Source organism: Roseovarius sp. YIN77 (genome assembly GCF_057219155.1).
This window is the reverse complement of sequence record NZ_JBXVVI010000003.1, coordinates 97995-114399: the sequence shown is the minus strand read 5'-3', so window position 1 is coordinate 114399 and position 16405 is coordinate 97995. Positions and strand designations below refer to the sequence as shown.

The 16405-nt window shown below is 54.4% G+C and carries 19 protein-coding genes; 9 read left to right on the top strand and 10 right to left on the bottom strand.

The window, feature by feature from the left end; all coding sequences use genetic code 11:
- Positions 1–3: 3 nt before the first annotated feature.
- Positions 4–1068, bottom strand: coding sequence for a heat-inducible transcriptional repressor HrcA (gene hrcA / locus AC2D8P_RS05845; protein WP_484701336.1), 1065 nt, complete (start codon positions 1066–1068; stop codon positions 4–6).
- Positions 1069–1187: 119 nt separating this feature from the next.
- Here hrcA and rph point away from each other — a divergent pair, with 119 nt between their 5' ends.
- Genes rph through AC2D8P_RS05825 form a run of 4 tightly spaced genes read left to right on the top strand, consistent with a single transcriptional unit; the run spans position 1188 to position 4018 of the window.
- A complete protein-coding gene (gene rph / locus AC2D8P_RS05840; protein ID WP_484701334.1) occupies positions 1188–1901 on the top strand; it encodes a ribonuclease PH in 714 nt (237 codons plus the stop codon).
- Positions 1898–2509 (top strand): RdgB/HAM1 family non-canonical purine NTP pyrophosphatase, encoded by a 612-nt coding sequence (rdgB, locus tag AC2D8P_RS05835; RefSeq protein WP_484701332.1) that lies wholly within the window; start codon positions 1898–1900, stop codon positions 2507–2509. Before rph ends, rdgB begins: the two co-directional genes overlap by 4 nt.
- On the top strand, positions 2502–3665 hold the full coding sequence (hemW, locus tag AC2D8P_RS05830; protein WP_484701330.1) for a radical SAM family heme chaperone HemW: 1164 nt from the start codon (positions 2502–2504) through the stop codon (positions 3663–3665). The genes rdgB and hemW overlap by 8 nt, the downstream gene beginning before the upstream one ends.
- Complete coding sequence (locus AC2D8P_RS05825; RefSeq protein ID WP_484701329.1) at positions 3665–4018, top strand: YbaN family protein; 354 nt, start codon at positions 3665–3667, stop codon at positions 4016–4018. Before hemW ends, AC2D8P_RS05825 begins: the two co-directional genes overlap by 1 nt.
- Here the strand turns inward: AC2D8P_RS05825 and AC2D8P_RS05820 are convergent.
- The 7 genes from AC2D8P_RS05820 to hemJ all read right to left on the bottom strand — a co-directional run bounded on the left by AC2D8P_RS05820 (position 3993) and on the right by hemJ (position 11371).
- Positions 3993–4895, bottom strand: coding sequence for a ParB/RepB/Spo0J family partition protein (locus AC2D8P_RS05820; protein ID WP_484701327.1), 903 nt, complete (start codon positions 4893–4895; stop codon positions 3993–3995). The two genes, AC2D8P_RS05825 and AC2D8P_RS05820, sit on opposite strands and share 26 nt — an antisense overlap.
- A gap of 10 nt (positions 4896–4905) precedes the next feature.
- Positions 4906–5715, bottom strand: coding sequence for a ParA family protein (locus tag AC2D8P_RS05815; RefSeq protein ID WP_484701325.1), 810 nt, complete (start codon positions 5713–5715; stop codon positions 4906–4908).
- Positions 5708–6280 carry a 16S rRNA (guanine(527)-N(7))-methyltransferase RsmG gene (gene rsmG, locus AC2D8P_RS05810; RefSeq protein ID WP_484701322.1) on the bottom strand — a complete coding sequence of 191 codons (573 nt, stop codon included), beginning with the start codon at positions 6278–6280 and terminating at the stop codon, positions 5708–5710. The genes AC2D8P_RS05815 and rsmG overlap by 8 nt, the downstream gene beginning before the upstream one ends.
- 56 nt (positions 6281–6336) lie before the next feature.
- A complete protein-coding gene (gene mnmG / locus AC2D8P_RS05805; protein WP_484701321.1) occupies positions 6337–8214 on the bottom strand; it encodes a tRNA uridine-5-carboxymethylaminomethyl(34) synthesis enzyme MnmG in 1878 nt (625 codons plus the stop codon).
- 3 nt (positions 8215–8217) lie between these two features.
- Positions 8218–9507, bottom strand: coding sequence for a tRNA uridine-5-carboxymethylaminomethyl(34) synthesis GTPase MnmE (gene mnmE / locus AC2D8P_RS05800; RefSeq protein WP_484701319.1), 1290 nt, complete (start codon positions 9505–9507; stop codon positions 8218–8220).
- Positions 9508–9534: 27 nt separating this feature from the next.
- Positions 9535–10806: a transcription termination factor Rho gene (gene rho, locus AC2D8P_RS05795; RefSeq protein WP_484701317.1), complete on the bottom strand. Its 1272-nt coding sequence runs from the start codon at positions 10804–10806 to the stop codon at positions 9535–9537.
- Positions 10807–10918: 112 nt separating this feature from the next.
- On the bottom strand, positions 10919–11371 hold the full coding sequence (gene hemJ, locus AC2D8P_RS05790) for a protoporphyrinogen oxidase HemJ (RefSeq protein ID WP_484701315.1): 453 nt from the start codon (positions 11369–11371) through the stop codon (positions 10919–10921).
- Between the two features lie 421 nt (positions 11372–11792).
- Between hemJ and AC2D8P_RS05785 the strand changes: the two genes are divergently transcribed.
- From AC2D8P_RS05785 to dnaQ, 4 genes are read left to right on the top strand one after another with little or no spacing between them, the layout of a single operon-like run.
- Entirely contained in the window at positions 11793–12392 is a 600-nt protein-coding gene (locus AC2D8P_RS05785) for a Maf family protein (protein WP_484701313.1), read from the top strand.
- Entirely contained in the window at positions 12389–13225 is an 837-nt protein-coding gene (locus AC2D8P_RS05780) for a shikimate dehydrogenase (protein WP_484701311.1), read from the top strand. The genes AC2D8P_RS05785 and AC2D8P_RS05780 overlap by 4 nt, the downstream gene beginning before the upstream one ends.
- A complete protein-coding gene (gene coaE, locus AC2D8P_RS05775) occupies positions 13222–13818 on the top strand; it encodes a dephospho-CoA kinase (RefSeq protein ID WP_484701309.1) in 597 nt (198 codons plus the stop codon). The genes AC2D8P_RS05780 and coaE overlap by 4 nt, the downstream gene beginning before the upstream one ends.
- Positions 13811–14554 (top strand): DNA polymerase III subunit epsilon, encoded by a 744-nt coding sequence (dnaQ, locus tag AC2D8P_RS05770; RefSeq protein ID WP_484701307.1) that lies wholly within the window; start codon positions 13811–13813, stop codon positions 14552–14554. Before coaE ends, dnaQ begins: the two co-directional genes overlap by 8 nt.
- Here dnaQ and secB read toward each other — a convergent pair.
- The gene (gene secB, locus AC2D8P_RS05765) at positions 14539–15057 is read right to left on the bottom strand and encodes a protein-export chaperone SecB (protein WP_484701305.1); all 519 of its coding nucleotides are present in this window, start codon (positions 15055–15057) and stop codon (positions 14539–14541) included. The two genes, dnaQ and secB, sit on opposite strands and share 16 nt — an antisense overlap.
- 68 nt (positions 15058–15125) lie before the next feature.
- A complete protein-coding gene (locus AC2D8P_RS05760) occupies positions 15126–15608 on the bottom strand; it encodes an FxsA family protein (protein ID WP_484701303.1) in 483 nt (160 codons plus the stop codon).
- A gap of 97 nt (positions 15609–15705) precedes the next feature.
- On the opposite strand from AC2D8P_RS05760, the gene AC2D8P_RS05755 reads away from it, so the two are divergent.
- Positions 15706–16365: a Tim44/TimA family putative adaptor protein gene (locus AC2D8P_RS05755; RefSeq protein ID WP_484701301.1), complete on the top strand. Its 660-nt coding sequence runs from the start codon at positions 15706–15708 to the stop codon at positions 16363–16365.
- Positions 16366–16405 lie beyond the last annotated feature (40 nt).

Sequence of the window (16405 nt, the reverse complement as noted above, 5' to 3'; positions counted from 1 at the left end):
CTGTCAGCCGCGGTTTGATATCAAACGGCCAACAAGTTGCGCAGTATAATTCACGATCGGAACGATCCGGCCATAGTTCAGCCGCGTGGGACCAATGACCCCGACCGCCCCGACAATCTTTCGATCAGCGTTCATATAAGGAGAAACCACCAAAGAGCTACCCGAAAGTGAAAAGAGTTTGTTCTCTGAGCCAATAAAAATGCGCACACCGTCGCCCTGTTCGGTCAGATCCAGAAATTCTGCGATATCGCGCTTGCGCTCCAGATCGTCAAAGAGGCTTCTGATACGATCCAGATCTTCGGTATCTGTGCCCTGGTCAAGCAAATTTGCCCGCCCGCGCACGATCAGGCGTTCATATGATTCGCCCTCATTTTCCCACAGCGCCATACCGCTTTCGACCAATGCGCGGGCAAGGGAATCGATTTCCTGACGTCGGTGGGTAATCTCTGTTTCAACGACCGTGCGCAACTCTGACAGGGTGCGCCCTTCGGCCAGAGCATTCAGAAAATTGGCGGCCTCTCGCAACGAGGATGGGGTCTGACCGATGGGTGGCTGGAAGACCCTGTTTTCAACATGGCCGTCAGCGAAAACCAAAACAACCAGTGCCCGATCCTGACCCAGATGCACAAATTCCACATGCTTTATGGGCGCTTCGTGCTTGGGGGCCAGCACCAGGCTCGCACCATGGGTCAGCCCAGACAGGACGGATCCGATCCGATCAAGGCGCGCAGCAATGTCGGCCTCGTTCGCCCCCGTAGAGGCATCGATTTTTTCGCGATCATCGCGCGACAGATCGTCGACTTCAAGCACGCCATCGACGAATAGGCGCAGCCCCAGCTGTGTCGGAATGCGACCCGCGGAGATATGCGGACTGTCCAACAGGCCCATGACCTCCAGATCCTGCATGACGTTGCGCACGGTGGCCGCGCTTAGCTGTTCAGACAGGGTGCGGGTCAGCGTCCGCGACCCGATCGGCTCCCCGCTTTCCAGATAGCCCTCGACGATCCGGCGAAAGACTTCGCGTGATCTGTCGTTCATTTCCTGAAGGATGTGTTTGTGTTCGTTCATTTCAGATCAAGATATATGCGCCAGAACAAATAAAATCCAATTATGTTCTGCGTCAATCTTACTTGCGCTTTCCCGCCCGGCCCCGCTATCTGGGGACAAAACAGATAAAGGAATATGTCATGCGCCCATCTGGCCGCAAAACTGACGAAATGCGCCCAATTTCGATTGAGGTTGGTGTGACCAAACATGCCGAAGGTTCTTGCCTGATTAAAATCGGGGAAACCCATGTTTTGTGCACCGCAAGCCTGGAAGAGCGCGTCCCGCCCTTCATCAAAAACTCTGGCCTGGGATGGGTCACGGCGGAATATGGGATGCTGCCCCGCTCTACCCATACACGGATGCGGCGCGAGGCTGCTTCTGGCAAACAGGGTGGACGGACGGTTGAAATTCAACGGCTGATTGGCCGCAGCCTGCGCGCCGGTGTGGATCGTGTTGCCTTGGGCGAACGCCAGATCACTGTCGATTGCGATGTTATTCAGGCCGATGGCGGCACTAGATGCGCGGCGATTACCGGCGGATGGGTGGCGCTGCGTCTGGCCGTGAACAAATTGCTGAAGGCGCGAGCCATTATCAGTGATCCCCTGGGTGATCCGGTGTCAGCAGTTAGCTGCGGGATTTACGCGGGTCAGCCGGTATTGGATCTGGATTATCCTGAGGATTCCGAGGCTGGCGTTGACGGAAATTTCGTCATGGCCGGGTCGACACGGTTGATCGAGGTGCAGATGTCTGCCGAAGGATCGACCTATAGCCGGGATCAGATGAATGCCCTTTTGGATCTGGCCGAACGGGGCGCAGCGCAACTGTCTGCCGCACAAATCGCCGCGACCTCATGACAAGAAAGCTGGCCGAAAAGACGCTGGTGGTTGCGACCCACAATGCGGGCAAGCTGCGCGAAATCGCTGCCCTGCTTGCGCCTTTTGGAGTGGAGGTCACATCGGCAGGCGAAATGGGCCTTGAAGAGCCTGCCGAAACCGAATCCAGTTTTGCCGGAAACGCCCGGATCAAGGCGCATTTTGCCGCCAAGGCCAGTGGCCTGCCCGCGCTGTCGGATGATAGCGGAATTGCGGTGGATGCGCTGGATGGTGCCCCGGGAGTTTACACTGCCGACTGGGCAGAAACACCAAATGGTCGCGATTTTTCGATGGCTATGACCAAAGTCTGGACCGCGCTGGAAGATAAATCCGCACCAGAACCCCGAACCGCCGCGTTTCACTGCACGCTGTGTCTGGCCTGGCCGGATGGTCATGATGAATTGTTCGAAGGGATCGCGCCCGGCCGACTGACCTGGCCGATGCGCGGCGCCCGTGGTTTTGGTTATGATCCGATGTTTATCCCGGAGGGAGAGGTTGAAACCTTTGGCGAGATGGACCCAGACCGGAAACATGCAATGAGCCACCGCGCCCGCGCTTTTGCCAAACTGGTCGAAACGTGTTTTGACTGACGACTGGAAAAACGGGGGCTTTGGGCTCTATATTCATTGGCCGTTTTGCCAATCCAAATGCCCCTATTGCGATTTCAATTCACATGTCTCTGCAAGAATTGATCAGGAGCGGTGGCGGCGCGCCTATTTGACCGAGATCGGGCGGGTGGCCGCACTGACCCCCGGGCGCGTGCTGAATTCGATATTTTTTGGGGGCGGCACGCCCAGCCTGATGGAGCCTGATCTGGTTGCCGATGTTATCCAGGCTGCAATCTCTCTTTGGACACCCGCCAATGATATCGAAATCACGTTGGAGGCAAACCCCTCCTCCGTCGAGGCGGGTCGATTTCGCGGATATCACGATGGTGGTGTCAATCGTATCTCAATGGGTATTCAGGCGCTGAATGACGAAGATCTGCGTAAACTCGGGCGGCTTCATTCCGTGGCAGAGGCCGAGGCCGCATTCGATGTTGCCCGTGGCGTTTTTGATCGAGTCAGTTTTGATTTGATCTATGCGCGCCAGGATCAAAGCCTATCAGATTGGCGTGATGAGCTGTCGCAGGCTTTGGCAATGTCTGCGGATCACTTGTCGCTGTATCAATTGACGATCGAGGTCGGAACCGCCTTTGGCGATCGGTACAAACACGGTAAATTGCGTGGGTTGCCAGATGATGATCAATCCGCCGATATGTTTGATTTAACACAAGATATTTGCTCGGCGCATGGATTTCCCGGTTATGAAATTTCCAATCACGCCAAGCCTGGATCAGAATCCCGTCACAATCTGATCTATTGGCGTTATGGCGATTACGCCGGTCTTGGCCCCGGGGCGCACGGGCGCCTGACGCTTTCTGGTCGACGCTATTCGACAGAGGCGTACCGTCAGCCCGGTGCCTGGCTGAACGCGGTAGACACCCGAGGCGACGGAAGTATTTCAAGTGAGTCGTTATCGGCCTCTGATCAGGCGACCGAATTCTTGCTTATGGGCATGAGATTGAGCGAAGGGGTTGATCGCACCCGGTATGAACATATCTCTGGATCACCGCTCAATCCGACTGCGATTGATCGGTTGGTCGATATGGGTCTATTGCAGGCAGACGAACGCATGATTTGTGCCGCGCCTAAAGGGCGGCCAATTTTGAATGCGCTGCTACGCGAACTTTTGGGTGAGCATTGATGCGCATTGCCTGGTTTTTCTTTGGCATGGTCAGCCTCGCGCTTGGGGCCATTGGCGCCGTCACACCCATCCTTCCAACTGTGCCCTTGATTCTATTGGCGGCGTTCTGTTTTGCACGCTCTTCAACGCGAATGCATGATTGGCTGCTGAACCACCCTGTATTTGGCGCCTCTATCGCCGATTGGCGGGAACGGGGCGCCATATCCGTAACGGCAAAGCGGTTGGCAACACTTTCTATCATTGCCGCTTTTTCAATTTCCGTGGTTTTAGGCCTCGCCCTGTGGCTGCTTTTGCTACAGGCGACAATTCTGGGCGCGGTCTTGGTCTTTATATGGACCCGCCCGCAGGCATAGCCGTCAGAATCCGGCACAGATCGTCCAGCTCATCCAGAGACTTGTATTTAATTGTAATTTGGCCCGCTTCCTGCCCCGGCGTGTGATCCACACTGACCTTCATACCGATATTGGCGCTCAGATCAGCCTCCAACGCACGGGTGTCGGCGTCTTTTTCCGGCTTTTGGGCTGAAATAGAGCCTTTTTTCTGAACCGGTCCCTTTGCCAGGCGCTCTGTTTCCCGAACCGATAGGCCTTTCGCAATTACTTGCTTTGCAAGCGCTGAAGGGTCTTCAGATGTGATCAGGGCGCGAGCGTGTCCTGTGCTCAATTGGCCTGATTTAAGATAGCCCTGAACATCGTCCGGCAACTGCAGCAGCCGCATCAGGTTGGCGATGTGACTGCGACTTTTGGAAAGGGCCTGCGCCAGCTTTTCTTGGGTATGGCCAAAACGATCCATCAGCTGTCGATAACCCGCGGCCTCCTCAATCGGGTTTAGATCTGCGCGCTGAATATTCTCGATTATCGCGATTTCCAGCACCTCAGAATCGCTGTAGTCCCGAATCAGAACGGGAACCTCGTGCAAACGCGCCATTTGCGCCGCACGCCATCGACGCTCCCCCGCTATGATCTGGTAAGTGTTTGAATTACCAATAATTTTTCTAACAATAAGCGGTTGGATCACACCCTTTTCGCGGATCGATGAGGCCAAGCTTTCCAAGTCTTCGGGCACAAATTCGCGCCGCGGCTGGTCTGGATTTGGGTGAAGCGCCTCGATCGGCAACATCGCATCAGATCGGCTCGGCGCTGGTGTCTCGGCGCCCGGTTGCTGTACACCCACATCTGCCATCAGCGCAGACAGTCCGCGGCCCAGCCCTCTTTTATCGGATGGTTTCATCTTGGCCTCCTTATGCGGCGCTGCGTTCGTGGCGGCGTCGCAATTCCGACGCCAGCGCACGATAGGCATGGCTGCCTTTTGAATTTGGGTCGTAGTCCAGAACCGGCATGGCATAGGACGGCGCCTCGCTCAGACGTACATTTCTGGGAACAATGGTTCGAAACACCAGATCACCCAGATTGTCGCGCGCGTCTTTTTCTACCTGTAAAGACAGATTGTTACGCCCATCAAACATGGTCAAAACGACACCTTCGAATCGCAGCCCGGGATTTGCGGTCTGGCGCACCTCCCGCACGGTCAGCATAAGTTGCGACAGGCCTTCCAGCGCAAAAAACTCGCTTTGAAGCGGGACCATGACCGAATGCGACGCCACCATCGCATTAATCGTCAACAGGTTCAGCGATGGCGGGCAGTCGATCAGGATATAATCGAACAGGAAATCATCCATCGCCGGCTGCCGAAGGGCATCGTAGAGGAGGAAAAGCCGCTTTTCGTTTGAATAAAGCTCAATATCCGCAGAGCTAAGATCCGTTGTTGAGGGAATGATCGACAGCCGGTCAACCTGGGTTTTTAGAATAATGTCCCTGACATCTTCTTCACCCAACAAAAGGTCATATGTGGTATAGCGCCGGACATCAGCATCTATCCCTAGCCCGGTTGAGGCATTTCCCTGCGGATCGAGATCAACCAACAGCACGCTGTTTCCCTGCTCTGCCAGCGCGGCGCTTAGGTTGATTGCGGTTGTCGTTTTTCCCACCCCGCCCTTTTGATTGGCGATGGCGATAATCTTCGGGCCATTTGGCCGGGTAGGGTCAGACACGCGAAAGCTCCGTTATTTTTAAAATACTGGCTGAACTGTCCGTTAGGCTGGGAATCTGCTCCAGATCAAAGTGCCACGACTTCTGGGCAGTTGCAATTTCACTTTTATGCTTTTCGCCTTTTGGAAATATGGCCGTGCCTGAGGGCGAAAGATGCAAATGGGCGAATTCCAGCAGCTGATCCAGCGATGCGAGCGCCCGCGCCGACAGGATATTTGCCGATTTCGCTGGCAATTGCTCTATCCGAGATGTGTGAACCGTAACGTCCAGCCCCATTTCCCTTGCGACGCTTCTAAGAAATGTGGCCTTGCGAATGTCACTTTCGACCAATTCGACGGTAAGGTCTTTGTGCGTATCTGCTGCGATCGCCGCTACGACGAGCCCAGGAAAACCGCCTCCCGACCCCAGATCCAACCAAAGGCCACTGGCCTTTGGCATGATCTGCAAAAGCTGCGCCGAATCTAAAAAATGGCGGCTCCACATTGATGAAATCGTCGAGCCAGATACGAGATTTATCTTTTTGTTCCAGCGCCGCAGAAGGGATCCGTAAGCCTCCAAACGCGCCATTGTTTCACGTGAAACATTCGTTTTCGCCAGAAACTTCGCCTGACCCCCATCGGACATCAGGCAGATCTCCGTCGTGTGCCTTGGCGCAGTTTTGCCAAGATGAGCGTCAACGCGGCTGGGGTCATCCCATCAATCTTGGCGGCGTGGGCCAGTGTCGCCGGGCGGGTCGAATTCAGTTTTGTCTTTAGTTCATTTGACAACCCGTTCAGTGCGTCGTATGAAAATTCTGCTGGAATTTCATGCGCTTCATCGCGCTTAAGCGCCTCTATATCGCGCTTCTGTCGCTCGATATACTGGTCATATAGCGCATCACAGGATATCTGTTTGCGAATGTCGGGTTCAATTTTTGACAGGCCGTCATCCATTTTGATTAATGTATCAAAGGTGATGTCGGGAAAGGACAGCAGCGTATAAGCTGACCGGCGTACACCGTCCTGATTTACCCTGACGCCTTGTTCGTTCAAATCCTTTGGTGTGAACTTTGCGCCGGTCAAAATCTCCCGCGCTGCGTCCAGTTTTTCCATCTTCTTCTGAAAGACGTTTTCTCGTGTTTGGCTAACGCAACCAAGGGAAAGACCCAGTGGGGTTAGGCGCTGGTCGGCATTGTCGGCCCTGAGGGACAGGCGAAACTCTGCCCGGGACGTGAACATCCGATAGGGCTCTGTCACACCGCGCGTGACAAGATCATCGATCATCACCCCGATATAGGAAGAGGAACGACTAAATTCGGCCGGTGCCTTATCCTGAGCGGCGCGGGCGGCGTTGATGCCCGCGACAAGCCCTTGTGCGCCCGCCTCCTCATAACCGGTTGTTCCGTTGATTTGCCCGGCGAGATACAGGCCGGATACGGCCTTGGTTTCCAAGCTTGGTTTCAGCGCCCGCGGGTCGACATAATCGTATTCAATCGCATAGCCGGGCTGCAAAATCTCTGCGTTTTCAAGGCCTTTGATGGAATATACATAATCCAGCTGCACGTCTTCTGGCAGCGACGTAGAAATCCCGTTCGGATAGACCGTATCGTCATCCAAACCCTCAGGTTCCAGAAATATCTGGTGAGAATCCTTGTCTGCGAACCGGACAATCTTATCCTCGATCGACGGGCAGTAGCGCGGCCCCACACCATCGATATGCCCCCCATACATCGCCGAACGATCCAGATTGTCGGCGATAATTTGGTGGGTTGTCGCGTTTGTGTGGGTGATGCCGCAAGAGATTTGTCGCGCGAGCGGCTTGCTGGACATAAAGGAAAACAGCGTGGGTTCGTCATCGCCCGGCTGCATATCCAGAATGTCCCAATTGATGCTGCTGCCGCGCAAACGCGGTGGAGTGCCAGTTTTCAGTCGGCCAAGCGCAAAGCCAAATTCATCCATCCGCTCTGCCAGACGCACCGAAGGGTTGTCACCCATTCGGCCGCCAGGACGCGAAACATCGCCAATATGAATGACTCCGCGCAAAAATGTACCTGTGGTGAGAACCACCGTTGGCGATGACAATTCAGACCCATCGGCGAGCTTGAGCCCGGCGATTGAACCTCCGGACATCAGGAAATCCACCGCCTCGCCCTCAACCACGGTCAGATTGGGCGCATTTCGAATTTCATGTTGTATTGCAAGGCGGTAAAGCTTGCGATCTGCCTGTGCCCGTGGGCCCTGAACCGCTGGCCCTTTGCGCCGATTAAGCAATCGAAACTGTATTCCGGCCGCATCTGCTGCACGGCCCATGGCACCGTCCATGGCATCAATTTCGCGAACCAGGTGGCCTTTTCCCAACCCGCCGATTGCGGGGTTGCAGGACATCACACCAACAGAATCGAGTGACAGCGTGACCAGCGCTGTCTTTGCACCACATCGCGCAGCCGCCAACGCAGCCTCTGCCCCGGCATGTCCGCCGCCGACGACAATCGTATCAAAATCCCAATGTTTCACGTGAAACATTCCTTATTTCCCGATGCAGAAGCTCGCAAATATTTCATCCAGTAGATTTTCAACATCCACACGCCCGATAAGCGCCTCTGTCGATCGTACGGCTGAACGCAGCTCTTCTGCCGCTAACTCTGTCCGATCAGAGCTCTCCAATACATGATTCCGCGCGATTCCCAAAGCGACAAGCGATTGTTCTATGCAATTGCGGTGGCGCTCTCGAATGGCAACGCCTGCACCGGCAACGCGATCTGACAGAACAGAGGATATCTGATTGATCAGTTTAGATACGCCCTCGCCGGTTTTTCCTGATATTGCAAGGCCTTCAGGGGTGGAAAGATCACCTTTTCCAAAAGCAATGATGTCGTCAGGCTGTGCCTCCAGCCCGGCGAAATCTGATCCATCCTCTGTTAGAAAAACCCGCAAATCGGCCTGTTGGGCGCGCTCTATAGCCCTCGCAATACCGATCCCTTCGACGTAGTCCTCGGTTTCTCGAAGCCCTGCAGTATCAAGAAATGTCACAGGTAGCCCCGACAGGTCCATACGGACCTCTATCACGTCTCTGGTGGTGCCCGCGACTTCGGAGGTGATCGCTGCCTCTCGGCCCGCTAGGGCGTTCAGCAGGGTGGATTTGCCGATATTCGGGGGGCCGACAATGGCCACCTCGAACCCATCCCGGATCCGTTCGGAAATCGCGGCACCTTTCGCCTCTGCGTCCATAGAGATGGCAACCGCATCCAAAAGATCCAGCACCTCTGGCGAGACATCGACAGGGACTTCTTCGTCTGCGAAATCGATGGTTGCCTCCAACAATGCAGCAGCGCGGATCAGGCTTGCGCGCCATTGTTCGGCCTTTTCCCCCAAAGCACCCGACAGAACGCGAAGTGCTTGTTTGCGTTGCATCTCGGTTTCGGCATCGATCAGATCTGCGAGGCCTTCGACCTGCGCCAGATCAAGACGCTCATTTTCCAGGGCGCGACGCGTAAATTCACCAGGATCAGCCTGCCGCAGCCCCGTCATGCCCGACAAGATTCGCAGGACAGCGCCAACAATAGCGATGCTGCCATGTAGGTGCAACTCTACAGACTCTTCACCGGTAAAGCTTTGCCCATCCGCGAAACATATTACCAACCCGCTGTCGACATGCGATCCGTCCAAGTCGCGGATTTGCCGTAACGCTGCGTGGCGTGGCGCGGGCAGTGATCCGGTTAATTCTTGCACCGTCGAAAAGGCAAGCGGCCCCGAAATCCGAACCACAGATACACCCGCCTTACCCCGAGCGCTTGCCAGTGCAAAAATTGTATCCATCACATTTAACCATTTATAATCAATGGTTTAGGTATTCATAGAGTCGAAAAATTCCGAATTCGACTTGGTTTGCTTCAGCTTCGACAGCAAGAACTCCACCGCATCGGTTGTGCCCATCGGATTCAGGATTCGACGCAGGACAAAAGTTTTCTGCAAGTCTTTCGGATCGACCAGCAGGTCTTCTTTGCGGGTGCCCGATTTCAAAATATCGATGGCCGGGAAGACGCGTTTATCTGCGATTTTCCGATCCAGAACGATTTCAGAGTTACCGGTGCCTTTGAATTCCTCAAAGATCACCTCGTCCATCCGGCTGCCAGTGTCGATCAGCGCGGTAGAGATGATTGTCAGCGATCCGCCCTCTTCGATGTTTCGGGCCGCACCAAAGAACCGTTTAGGGCGCTGCAACGCGTTCGCATCCACACCACCGGTCAGAACCTTGCCCGAGGACGGAACAACCGTGTTGAACGCGCGGCCGAGCCGGGTGATGGAATCCAGAAGAATCACAACATCGCGTTTATGTTCAACCAGACGCTTGGCTTTTTCGATCACCATCTCAGACACCGCAACGTGCCGTGTGGCGGGTTCGTCAAAGGTCGAGGATATCACCTCCCCCTTCACCGATCGCTGCATATCCGTCACCTCTTCGGGGCGTTCATCGATCAGTAGAACGATCAAATAGCACTCTGGATGGTTGGTTTCGATGGAATGAGCGATGTTCTGCAGAATAACCGTCTTACCCGTTCTGGGGGGCGCCACAATCAACGACCGCTGTCCCTTACCGATTGGGGCAACCAAATCAATCACACGAGCAGATCGATCCTTGATGGTCGGATCCTCGATTTCCAGCTTCAGGCGTTCATCTGGGTAAAGTGGCGTCAGGTTGTCAAAGCTGACTTTGTGGCGGGTCTTTTCAGGTTCCTCGAAATTAATCGCAGCGACTTTGACCAAAGCAAAGTAATTTTCGTTCTCCCGCGGGGCCTGAATGACACCCTCAACCGTGTCACCAGTTCTGAGAGAGAACTTTCTGATCAGTTCAGGTGAAACGTAGATATCATCGGGGCCCGGAAGATAGTTTGCCTCTGGTGAACGCAGAAAACCAAATCCGTCCTGCAGAACTTCCAACACCCCATCGCCAGAGATTTCCCATCCCTCATCTGCACGCTCACGCAGAATCTGGAACATCATATCGCCCTTGCGCATCGTCGATGCGTTTTCAATTTCCAGCTCTTCTGCCATGGAAAGCAGATCTTTGGCGGAACGGGCTTTCAGGTCCGCAAGGGACAAACGATCTTGGCTCATAAATAATATCCCGGCCGTATTTCCGGCCTATGTCATTGTCAAAGGGGAGTCACACGACAGGACTGTCGGTCAGACGATGTCTTACCTTCCTGTCATGTCGAAGTCAATTCGATCAAAACGGGCGGACAACCACCGAAATCACGATAACGATCAGAAGAATGGTCGGAACCTCATTCATGACCCGATAGGTTCGGCCAGAGCGGGTGTTCTCCCCTCTTAAAAATTCCTTACGCCGATATCCAAGCCAGTGATGAAACCAAGTCATACCCAGAACAGCCGCTGCTTTCGTCCAGGGCCAAAGCTCTGCCCAACTGACCAATCCAGGTGTGAAGGCAAGGCACAAACCAAACACCCAGGTCGCGGTCATTGCCGGGTTCATGATTGCCCGTAAAAGGCGCACTTCCATCGTTTGAAAAAGCTGCTCCGTTTCTGATCCGGATTCAATCTTCTCTGCATGATAGACAAACAAACGGGGCAGATAAAACAGACCGGCCATCCAGGCGATGACAGAGATAATATGCAGCGCTTTGGTCCATGGATAAAGATCTAGTAAAAAGTCTGTCATCGGGGCCTCCGGGCTATGGGCGCACTGCTCATCTAATAATAAAAAAGAAAATATAAAAGATGATGATTTTGTAGGGGCGATAAATATCGGGGATTGGCAAGTTAACCACAGGGTTTTACCCGGGCCAAGGCAGCTGTGCAGAAAACCGGTATAAGATTTGGCAGATTGTTAGAGAACGACAATAATCATTACTATTCAAAGATTTGAGGGAAAGTAAAGGCAATCGCCTCTGTGAGTAAATATGTACAGATTGTGCAGATTGAGGATTTTCCCATCAATCAATGTTTTCCTTATCAACCGTGGATAAACAGTGGGGGTATTCTGGATTTCTCGTGGTCCTATCCACATTCTGCGATATAGCTTCACTTATCCCGAAAACCGTCCGGGCCATTCAGGTACAATAATCCACAGAGCTGTCTACATGTCCGAACCAATTATTCTTGCCTCTGGCTCTGAGATACGTCGCAGGTTGTTGTCAAATGCAGGCGTCACATGTCGGATTGAAATCCCGAGAGTGGATGAGGAAGCGATAAAGGCGGCCCTGTTGGCAGAGGGTGCGCCACCCCGGGATGTGGTCGACAGTCTGGCCGCAGAGAAGGCCCGAAAAATTAGCGCAAAGTTTCCAGATCCGCTGGTGATCGGGTGTGATCAAGTGCTGGATATCGGGGGGCAGTTGTTGTCAAAACCTGCAACCCCTGATGATGCGATTTCTCAGCTGAAAACATTGCGGGGGAAACGGCATAGTTTGCTTTCTGCTGCGGTTATTTGTCAGGCCGGTAAGCCGATTTGGCGCCATGTCGGGCAGGTGCGCATGATGATGCATGAAGTGTCGGATGTGTATCTGGATAATTATATCGCCCGAAATTGGGACAGCATTCGCCATTCTGTTGGCGCCTATAAGCTGGAGGAAGAGGGCGCGCGGCTCTTTGCCCGGGTAGACGGTGATTATTTCACGGTTCTGGGTTTGCCCTTGCTGGAAATACTGTCATATCTTGCGCTGCGAGGAGAGCTGCCCAGATGAGTGACAAGAAAATACCCCTTGCAGGTGTGATCGGCACCCCGATCGAACACAGCAAGTCGCCCGCTTTGCATGGGCATTGGCTGAAAACCTACGGGATTACCGGTCACTACATTCCCATGAATATAGCGCGCAAGGATCTTGAGCAGGTCATTCGCACGCTTCCGCGCATGGGCTTTGTCGGTTTGAATGTCACCATCCCGCATAAAGAGGCGGTTTTGAAATTGGCGGATAAGGTTTCTGATCGTGCGGCCCTGATCGGCAGCGCCAATACATTGATCTTTGCCCAGGATGGCAGCATCCATGCCGACAATACGGATGGATACGGATTTATTGAAAATCTGCGCAACGGTGCACCGAATTGGTCTGCAGCCACCGGCCCGGCCGTGGTGTTGGGGGCGGGGGGGGCAGCCCGCGCGGTGATCTCATCGCTGTTGGATGCAGGCGTGCCGGAAATCCGCCTTGCCAACCGGACCCGCGCCCGTGCTGATGCGATGCGCAGCGAATTTGGAACCCGAATAGAAGTGACAGAGTGGGTCAAGGCCGGCGAGATGATCGAGGGCGCCGCCACTGTGATTAACACGACCTCTTTGGGCATGGTCGGGATGTCCGATTTGAATGTTTCACTCGACCATCTTTCATCAGAGATGGTGGTGACGGATCTGGTTTATAACCCGTTGGAAACGACGTTCTTGAAATCCGCGAGAGCGGCCGGATGTCAGGTTGTGGATGGGTTGGGCATGTTGTTGCACCAAGCTGCCCCCGGATTTGAACGCTGGTTCGGACAAAGGCCAGAGGTTGACGACGCCACCCGAAACGCCGTTCTGTCCGCATGAGCCGCCCGTTTCTGATCGGTTTGACCGGCTCTATCGGGATGGGCAAGTCAACATCGGCAGCCATGTTTGCCGATGCGGGAATTCCGGTTTGGGATGCGGATGCTGCGGTTCACCGCCTTTATTCCGCAGGCGGCGCTGCGGTTGAGCCCATCCGTGCTGTTTTTCCGAGTGCTGTTACGGATGCGGTTTCTCGAGAGCGATTGAAGGCCATCATCAAAACGGATACATCGGCGTTGAAGGTGATCGAGGCCATCGTTCACCCGCTTGTTGCCCAAGACAGGGCGGATTTTATAGGAATTAGCCACACGGATATCGTGGTCCTGGACATTCCACTGCTTTTTGAAACCGGGGCAGATCGCAGTGTTGATGCGGTTGTTGTCGTCTCTGCCCCCTCAGATATCCAGAAAGAGCGGGTGTTGGCACGTCCGGGAATGACTGAAGATAGCTTCAATATGATCCTGTCCAAACAGCTACCCGATGTCGAGAAGCGCAACAGGGCAGATTATGTTATTGAGACCACAGCGCTCGACACGGCCCAGAAGGCCGTGCAGGATATTCTGACAGATATCAGGGGCAAGATTTCTGATGCGTGAAATCGTACTGGATACGGAAACCACGGGATTTGATCCCGAACAGGGCGACCGGATAGTCGAAATTGGTGCGGTGGAGTTGTGGAACCACATGCCAACCGGCAAGACCTATCATCAATACATCAACCCGGAACGATCCATGCCGGCAGAGGCATTTGGTGTTCATGGGATCGGACCGGACTTGCTGGAACCGCCGCAAAAACCGACACCGGGGGCAATAACACTGGGCGACAAGCCGGTTTTCGCAAAGATCGGACAAGCCTTTCGAGAGTTTGTCGGCGATGGACAGCTTGTCATCCACAACGCGTCATTTGATATGAAGTTTCTGAACGCGGAATTGCGCTGGATGGGGTTGGCAGAGCTGCCTTGGGAACAGGCCACCGACACTTTGGCGATTGCGCGCAAGAAATTTCCCGGCTCTCCAGCCTCGCTAGACGCGTTGTGCCGCCGGTTTGGCATCGATAACTCAAATCGGACGCTGCACGGGGCGTTGCTTGATTCTGAAATCCTGGCAGAAGTGTATCTGGAGTTGATCGGCGGGCGCCAGCCCGACTTTTCACTGTCCCAGGCCTCTGAATTGCACCGATCGGCGGGTGAAGCCGACACATGGCGCGCCAAGCCGCGCACCCAACCACTGCCTGCACGTATTACTGAGGGTGAACGCGCCGCCCATGCTGCATTTGTAGACCAGCTGGGCGACGACGCGTTGTGGAGAAAGCTCGGTCAGGAAACCGGCTGACCCTCTTTTTCGGCCTGCGCGCGCTTGGTCAACTCCGCCCGGTACAGCTGAACAAAATCGATATTGTCCAGGTTGAGCGGGGTGAAACCGCCATCGCGAGTCACATCATTGACGATGCGGCGCACAAACGGAAACAACATCCGCGGGCACTCGATCAGCAAAAACGGGTGTAATTGTTCCTGCGGCACGTTTTCAACGTGGAACATGCCCGCATAGTCCAGTTCCATCAGAAACAACGGGGTTCCTTCGGCATTGGTCTTGGCGTTGATCTTTAGCATCATGGCAATTTCGTACTGATGCTCGGAGCCGCGCTTTTTGGCATCCAAATTCACCTGAACCTGAATATTTGGCTGGGCTTCGCCCTTCAGGCCCTTTTGGGCCAGGATGTTTTCAAATGACAGGTCGCGCACATATTGCGCCAGAACGTGAAACTTGGGCTGTGCCGGGGCCTGAGCGGTTTCTGCTTGTGCCTCGGTTGTTTCTTTTTGGTCTTCGTCGGCCATCAATCTCTCCAAATGGCATAAATCTGGGGCTGTCTAACAGGATCAAAGGGGGGCCTCAATGCCCAGTCTTAGCGCTGGGTCCAGCCGGACCCGCCGCGCTTTGGGGCGTCATCATCGGACAGTTCCTGAAATTCACCATCGATGATGTCCGGCCCCGAATTTTGGGACTGATCCCGGGCCGGTTGGCCCATGGTGAAGCTTTGTACCTGCACGCGGGCGCGGACGTAGTTGTAAACCGCAACCCGAAAGGGTGGAAACAGCAACAAAAACCCGACCGCATCGGTGAAAAAGCCGGGCGTCAACAAAAGCGCGCCCGCAAACAGGATCATCGCCCCATGTGCGAGAGGCTGGGAAGGGTCATCCAGTTTCTGGAAAGAGCCACGTAATTCGGACATCGCCATGGTGCCCTGGGCGCGCACCAGCCAGGTGCCTAGAATTGCGGTCAGAATGACGATCAACAAGGTGTACCATAACCCAATCAGCCCGCCCAATTGGATAAACAGAGCGATCTCTATCAAGGGAACGGCCAAAAAGAGAGCAAAGAGCCACATATCAGGTCCTCATACCGTGTTTCGCCGGGTGGACTTGGCCCCACCCAGCCCCTACATATGTCCGAACGACGCCCGTTACCATCCATAAGGGAAAATGATGAGTCCGAATGTCATTCAGCTGCTGGTTCTGGCAGGAATAGCGATTTTTCTGGTTTTAAAGTTGAAAAGCGTTCTGGGAACCCGAGAAGGATTTGAAAAACCGACCATGCGCACCGATTCAGAGGCCGCTCAGCGACGTGCTGGCCTTGAGGTGATCGAAGGTGGGCCCGATCCGGATATTACCGATCATGTCGAAGAGGACAGCCGCGCCGCAGAGGCCCTACACGCCATGAAGCTTGCCGAACCGAGCTTTAGTGTTAGCGAGTTTTTGGGCGGTGCGCGCGGGGCCTATGAAATGATCCTGATGGCGTTTGAAAAGGGCGACATGAATGCGATCAAACCCTTTCTGTCGGATGATGTGTTCGAATCCTTTGCCTCTGTCGTCGACAGCCGCGCGGATCAGGGCCTGACAGTAGAGGCCGAATTCATCGGTGTGCGCGAATTGTCCTTGCTGGATGTGGAGTTTGAGGAAAAAAGCCGCATAGGAGAGGTCAAGCTGCGCTTTGTCGGGGAAATGACATCGGTTGTGCGCAACTCTGATGATGAAATCGTCGAAGGGAAAACAGGCGAGATTAAGCGTCAGAAGGATATCTGGACCTTTGCCCGGAAAATGGGCAGCGATGATCCCAACTGGCAGTTGGTTGCAACCGGGGAATGACGCTTGCCCGGGCGCGGCGCGCCTGTTGCAAGGGAACGTG

Excerpts from the sequence above, each read along its gene's own strand:
- hrcA (WP_484701336.1), bottom strand. The coding sequence starts at position 1,068 with ATGAACGAACACAAACACATCCTTCAGGAAATGAACGACAGATCACGC.
- AC2D8P_RS05785 (WP_484701313.1), top strand. The coding sequence starts at position 11,793 with ATGTCCGAACCAATTATTCTTGCCTCTGGCTCTGAGATACGTCGCAGG.
- hemJ (WP_484701315.1), bottom strand. The coding sequence starts at position 11,371 with ATGACAGACTTTTTACTAGATCTTTATCCATGGACCAAAGCGCTGCAT.
- secB (WP_484701305.1), bottom strand. The coding sequence starts at position 15,057 with ATGGCCGACGAAGACCAAAAAGAAACAACCGAGGCACAAGCAGAAACC.
- AC2D8P_RS05760 (WP_484701303.1), bottom strand. The coding sequence starts at position 15,608 with ATGTGGCTCTTTGCTCTCTTTTTGGCCGTTCCCTTGATAGAGATCGCT.
- mnmE (WP_484701319.1), bottom strand. The coding sequence starts at position 9,507 with ATGGATACAATTTTTGCACTGGCAAGCGCTCGGGGTAAGGCGGGTGTA.
- AC2D8P_RS05780 (WP_484701311.1), top strand. The coding sequence starts at position 12,389 with ATGAGTGACAAGAAAATACCCCTTGCAGGTGTGATCGGCACCCCGATC.
- rph (WP_484701334.1), top strand. The coding sequence starts at position 1,188 with ATGCGCCCATCTGGCCGCAAAACTGACGAAATGCGCCCAATTTCGATT.
- coaE (WP_484701309.1), top strand. The coding sequence starts at position 13,222 with ATGAGCCGCCCGTTTCTGATCGGTTTGACCGGCTCTATCGGGATGGGC.
- rsmG (WP_484701322.1), bottom strand. The coding sequence starts at position 6,280 with ATGGCGCGTTTGGAGGCTTACGGATCCCTTCTGCGGCGCTGGAACAAA.
- AC2D8P_RS05825 (WP_484701329.1), top strand. The coding sequence starts at position 3,665 with ATGCGCATTGCCTGGTTTTTCTTTGGCATGGTCAGCCTCGCGCTTGGG.
- AC2D8P_RS05755 (WP_484701301.1), top strand. The coding sequence starts at position 15,706 with ATGAGTCCGAATGTCATTCAGCTGCTGGTTCTGGCAGGAATAGCGATT.
- mnmG (WP_484701321.1), bottom strand. The coding sequence starts at position 8,214 with ATGTTTCACGTGAAACATTGGGATTTTGATACGATTGTCGTCGGCGGC.
- AC2D8P_RS05820 (WP_484701327.1), bottom strand. The coding sequence starts at position 4,895 with ATGAAACCATCCGATAAAAGAGGGCTGGGCCGCGGACTGTCTGCGCTG.
- rho (WP_484701317.1), bottom strand. The coding sequence starts at position 10,806 with ATGAGCCAAGATCGTTTGTCCCTTGCGGACCTGAAAGCCCGTTCCGCC.
- rdgB (WP_484701332.1), top strand. The coding sequence starts at position 1,898 with ATGACAAGAAAGCTGGCCGAAAAGACGCTGGTGGTTGCGACCCACAAT.
- dnaQ (WP_484701307.1), top strand. The coding sequence starts at position 13,811 with ATGCGTGAAATCGTACTGGATACGGAAACCACGGGATTTGATCCCGAA.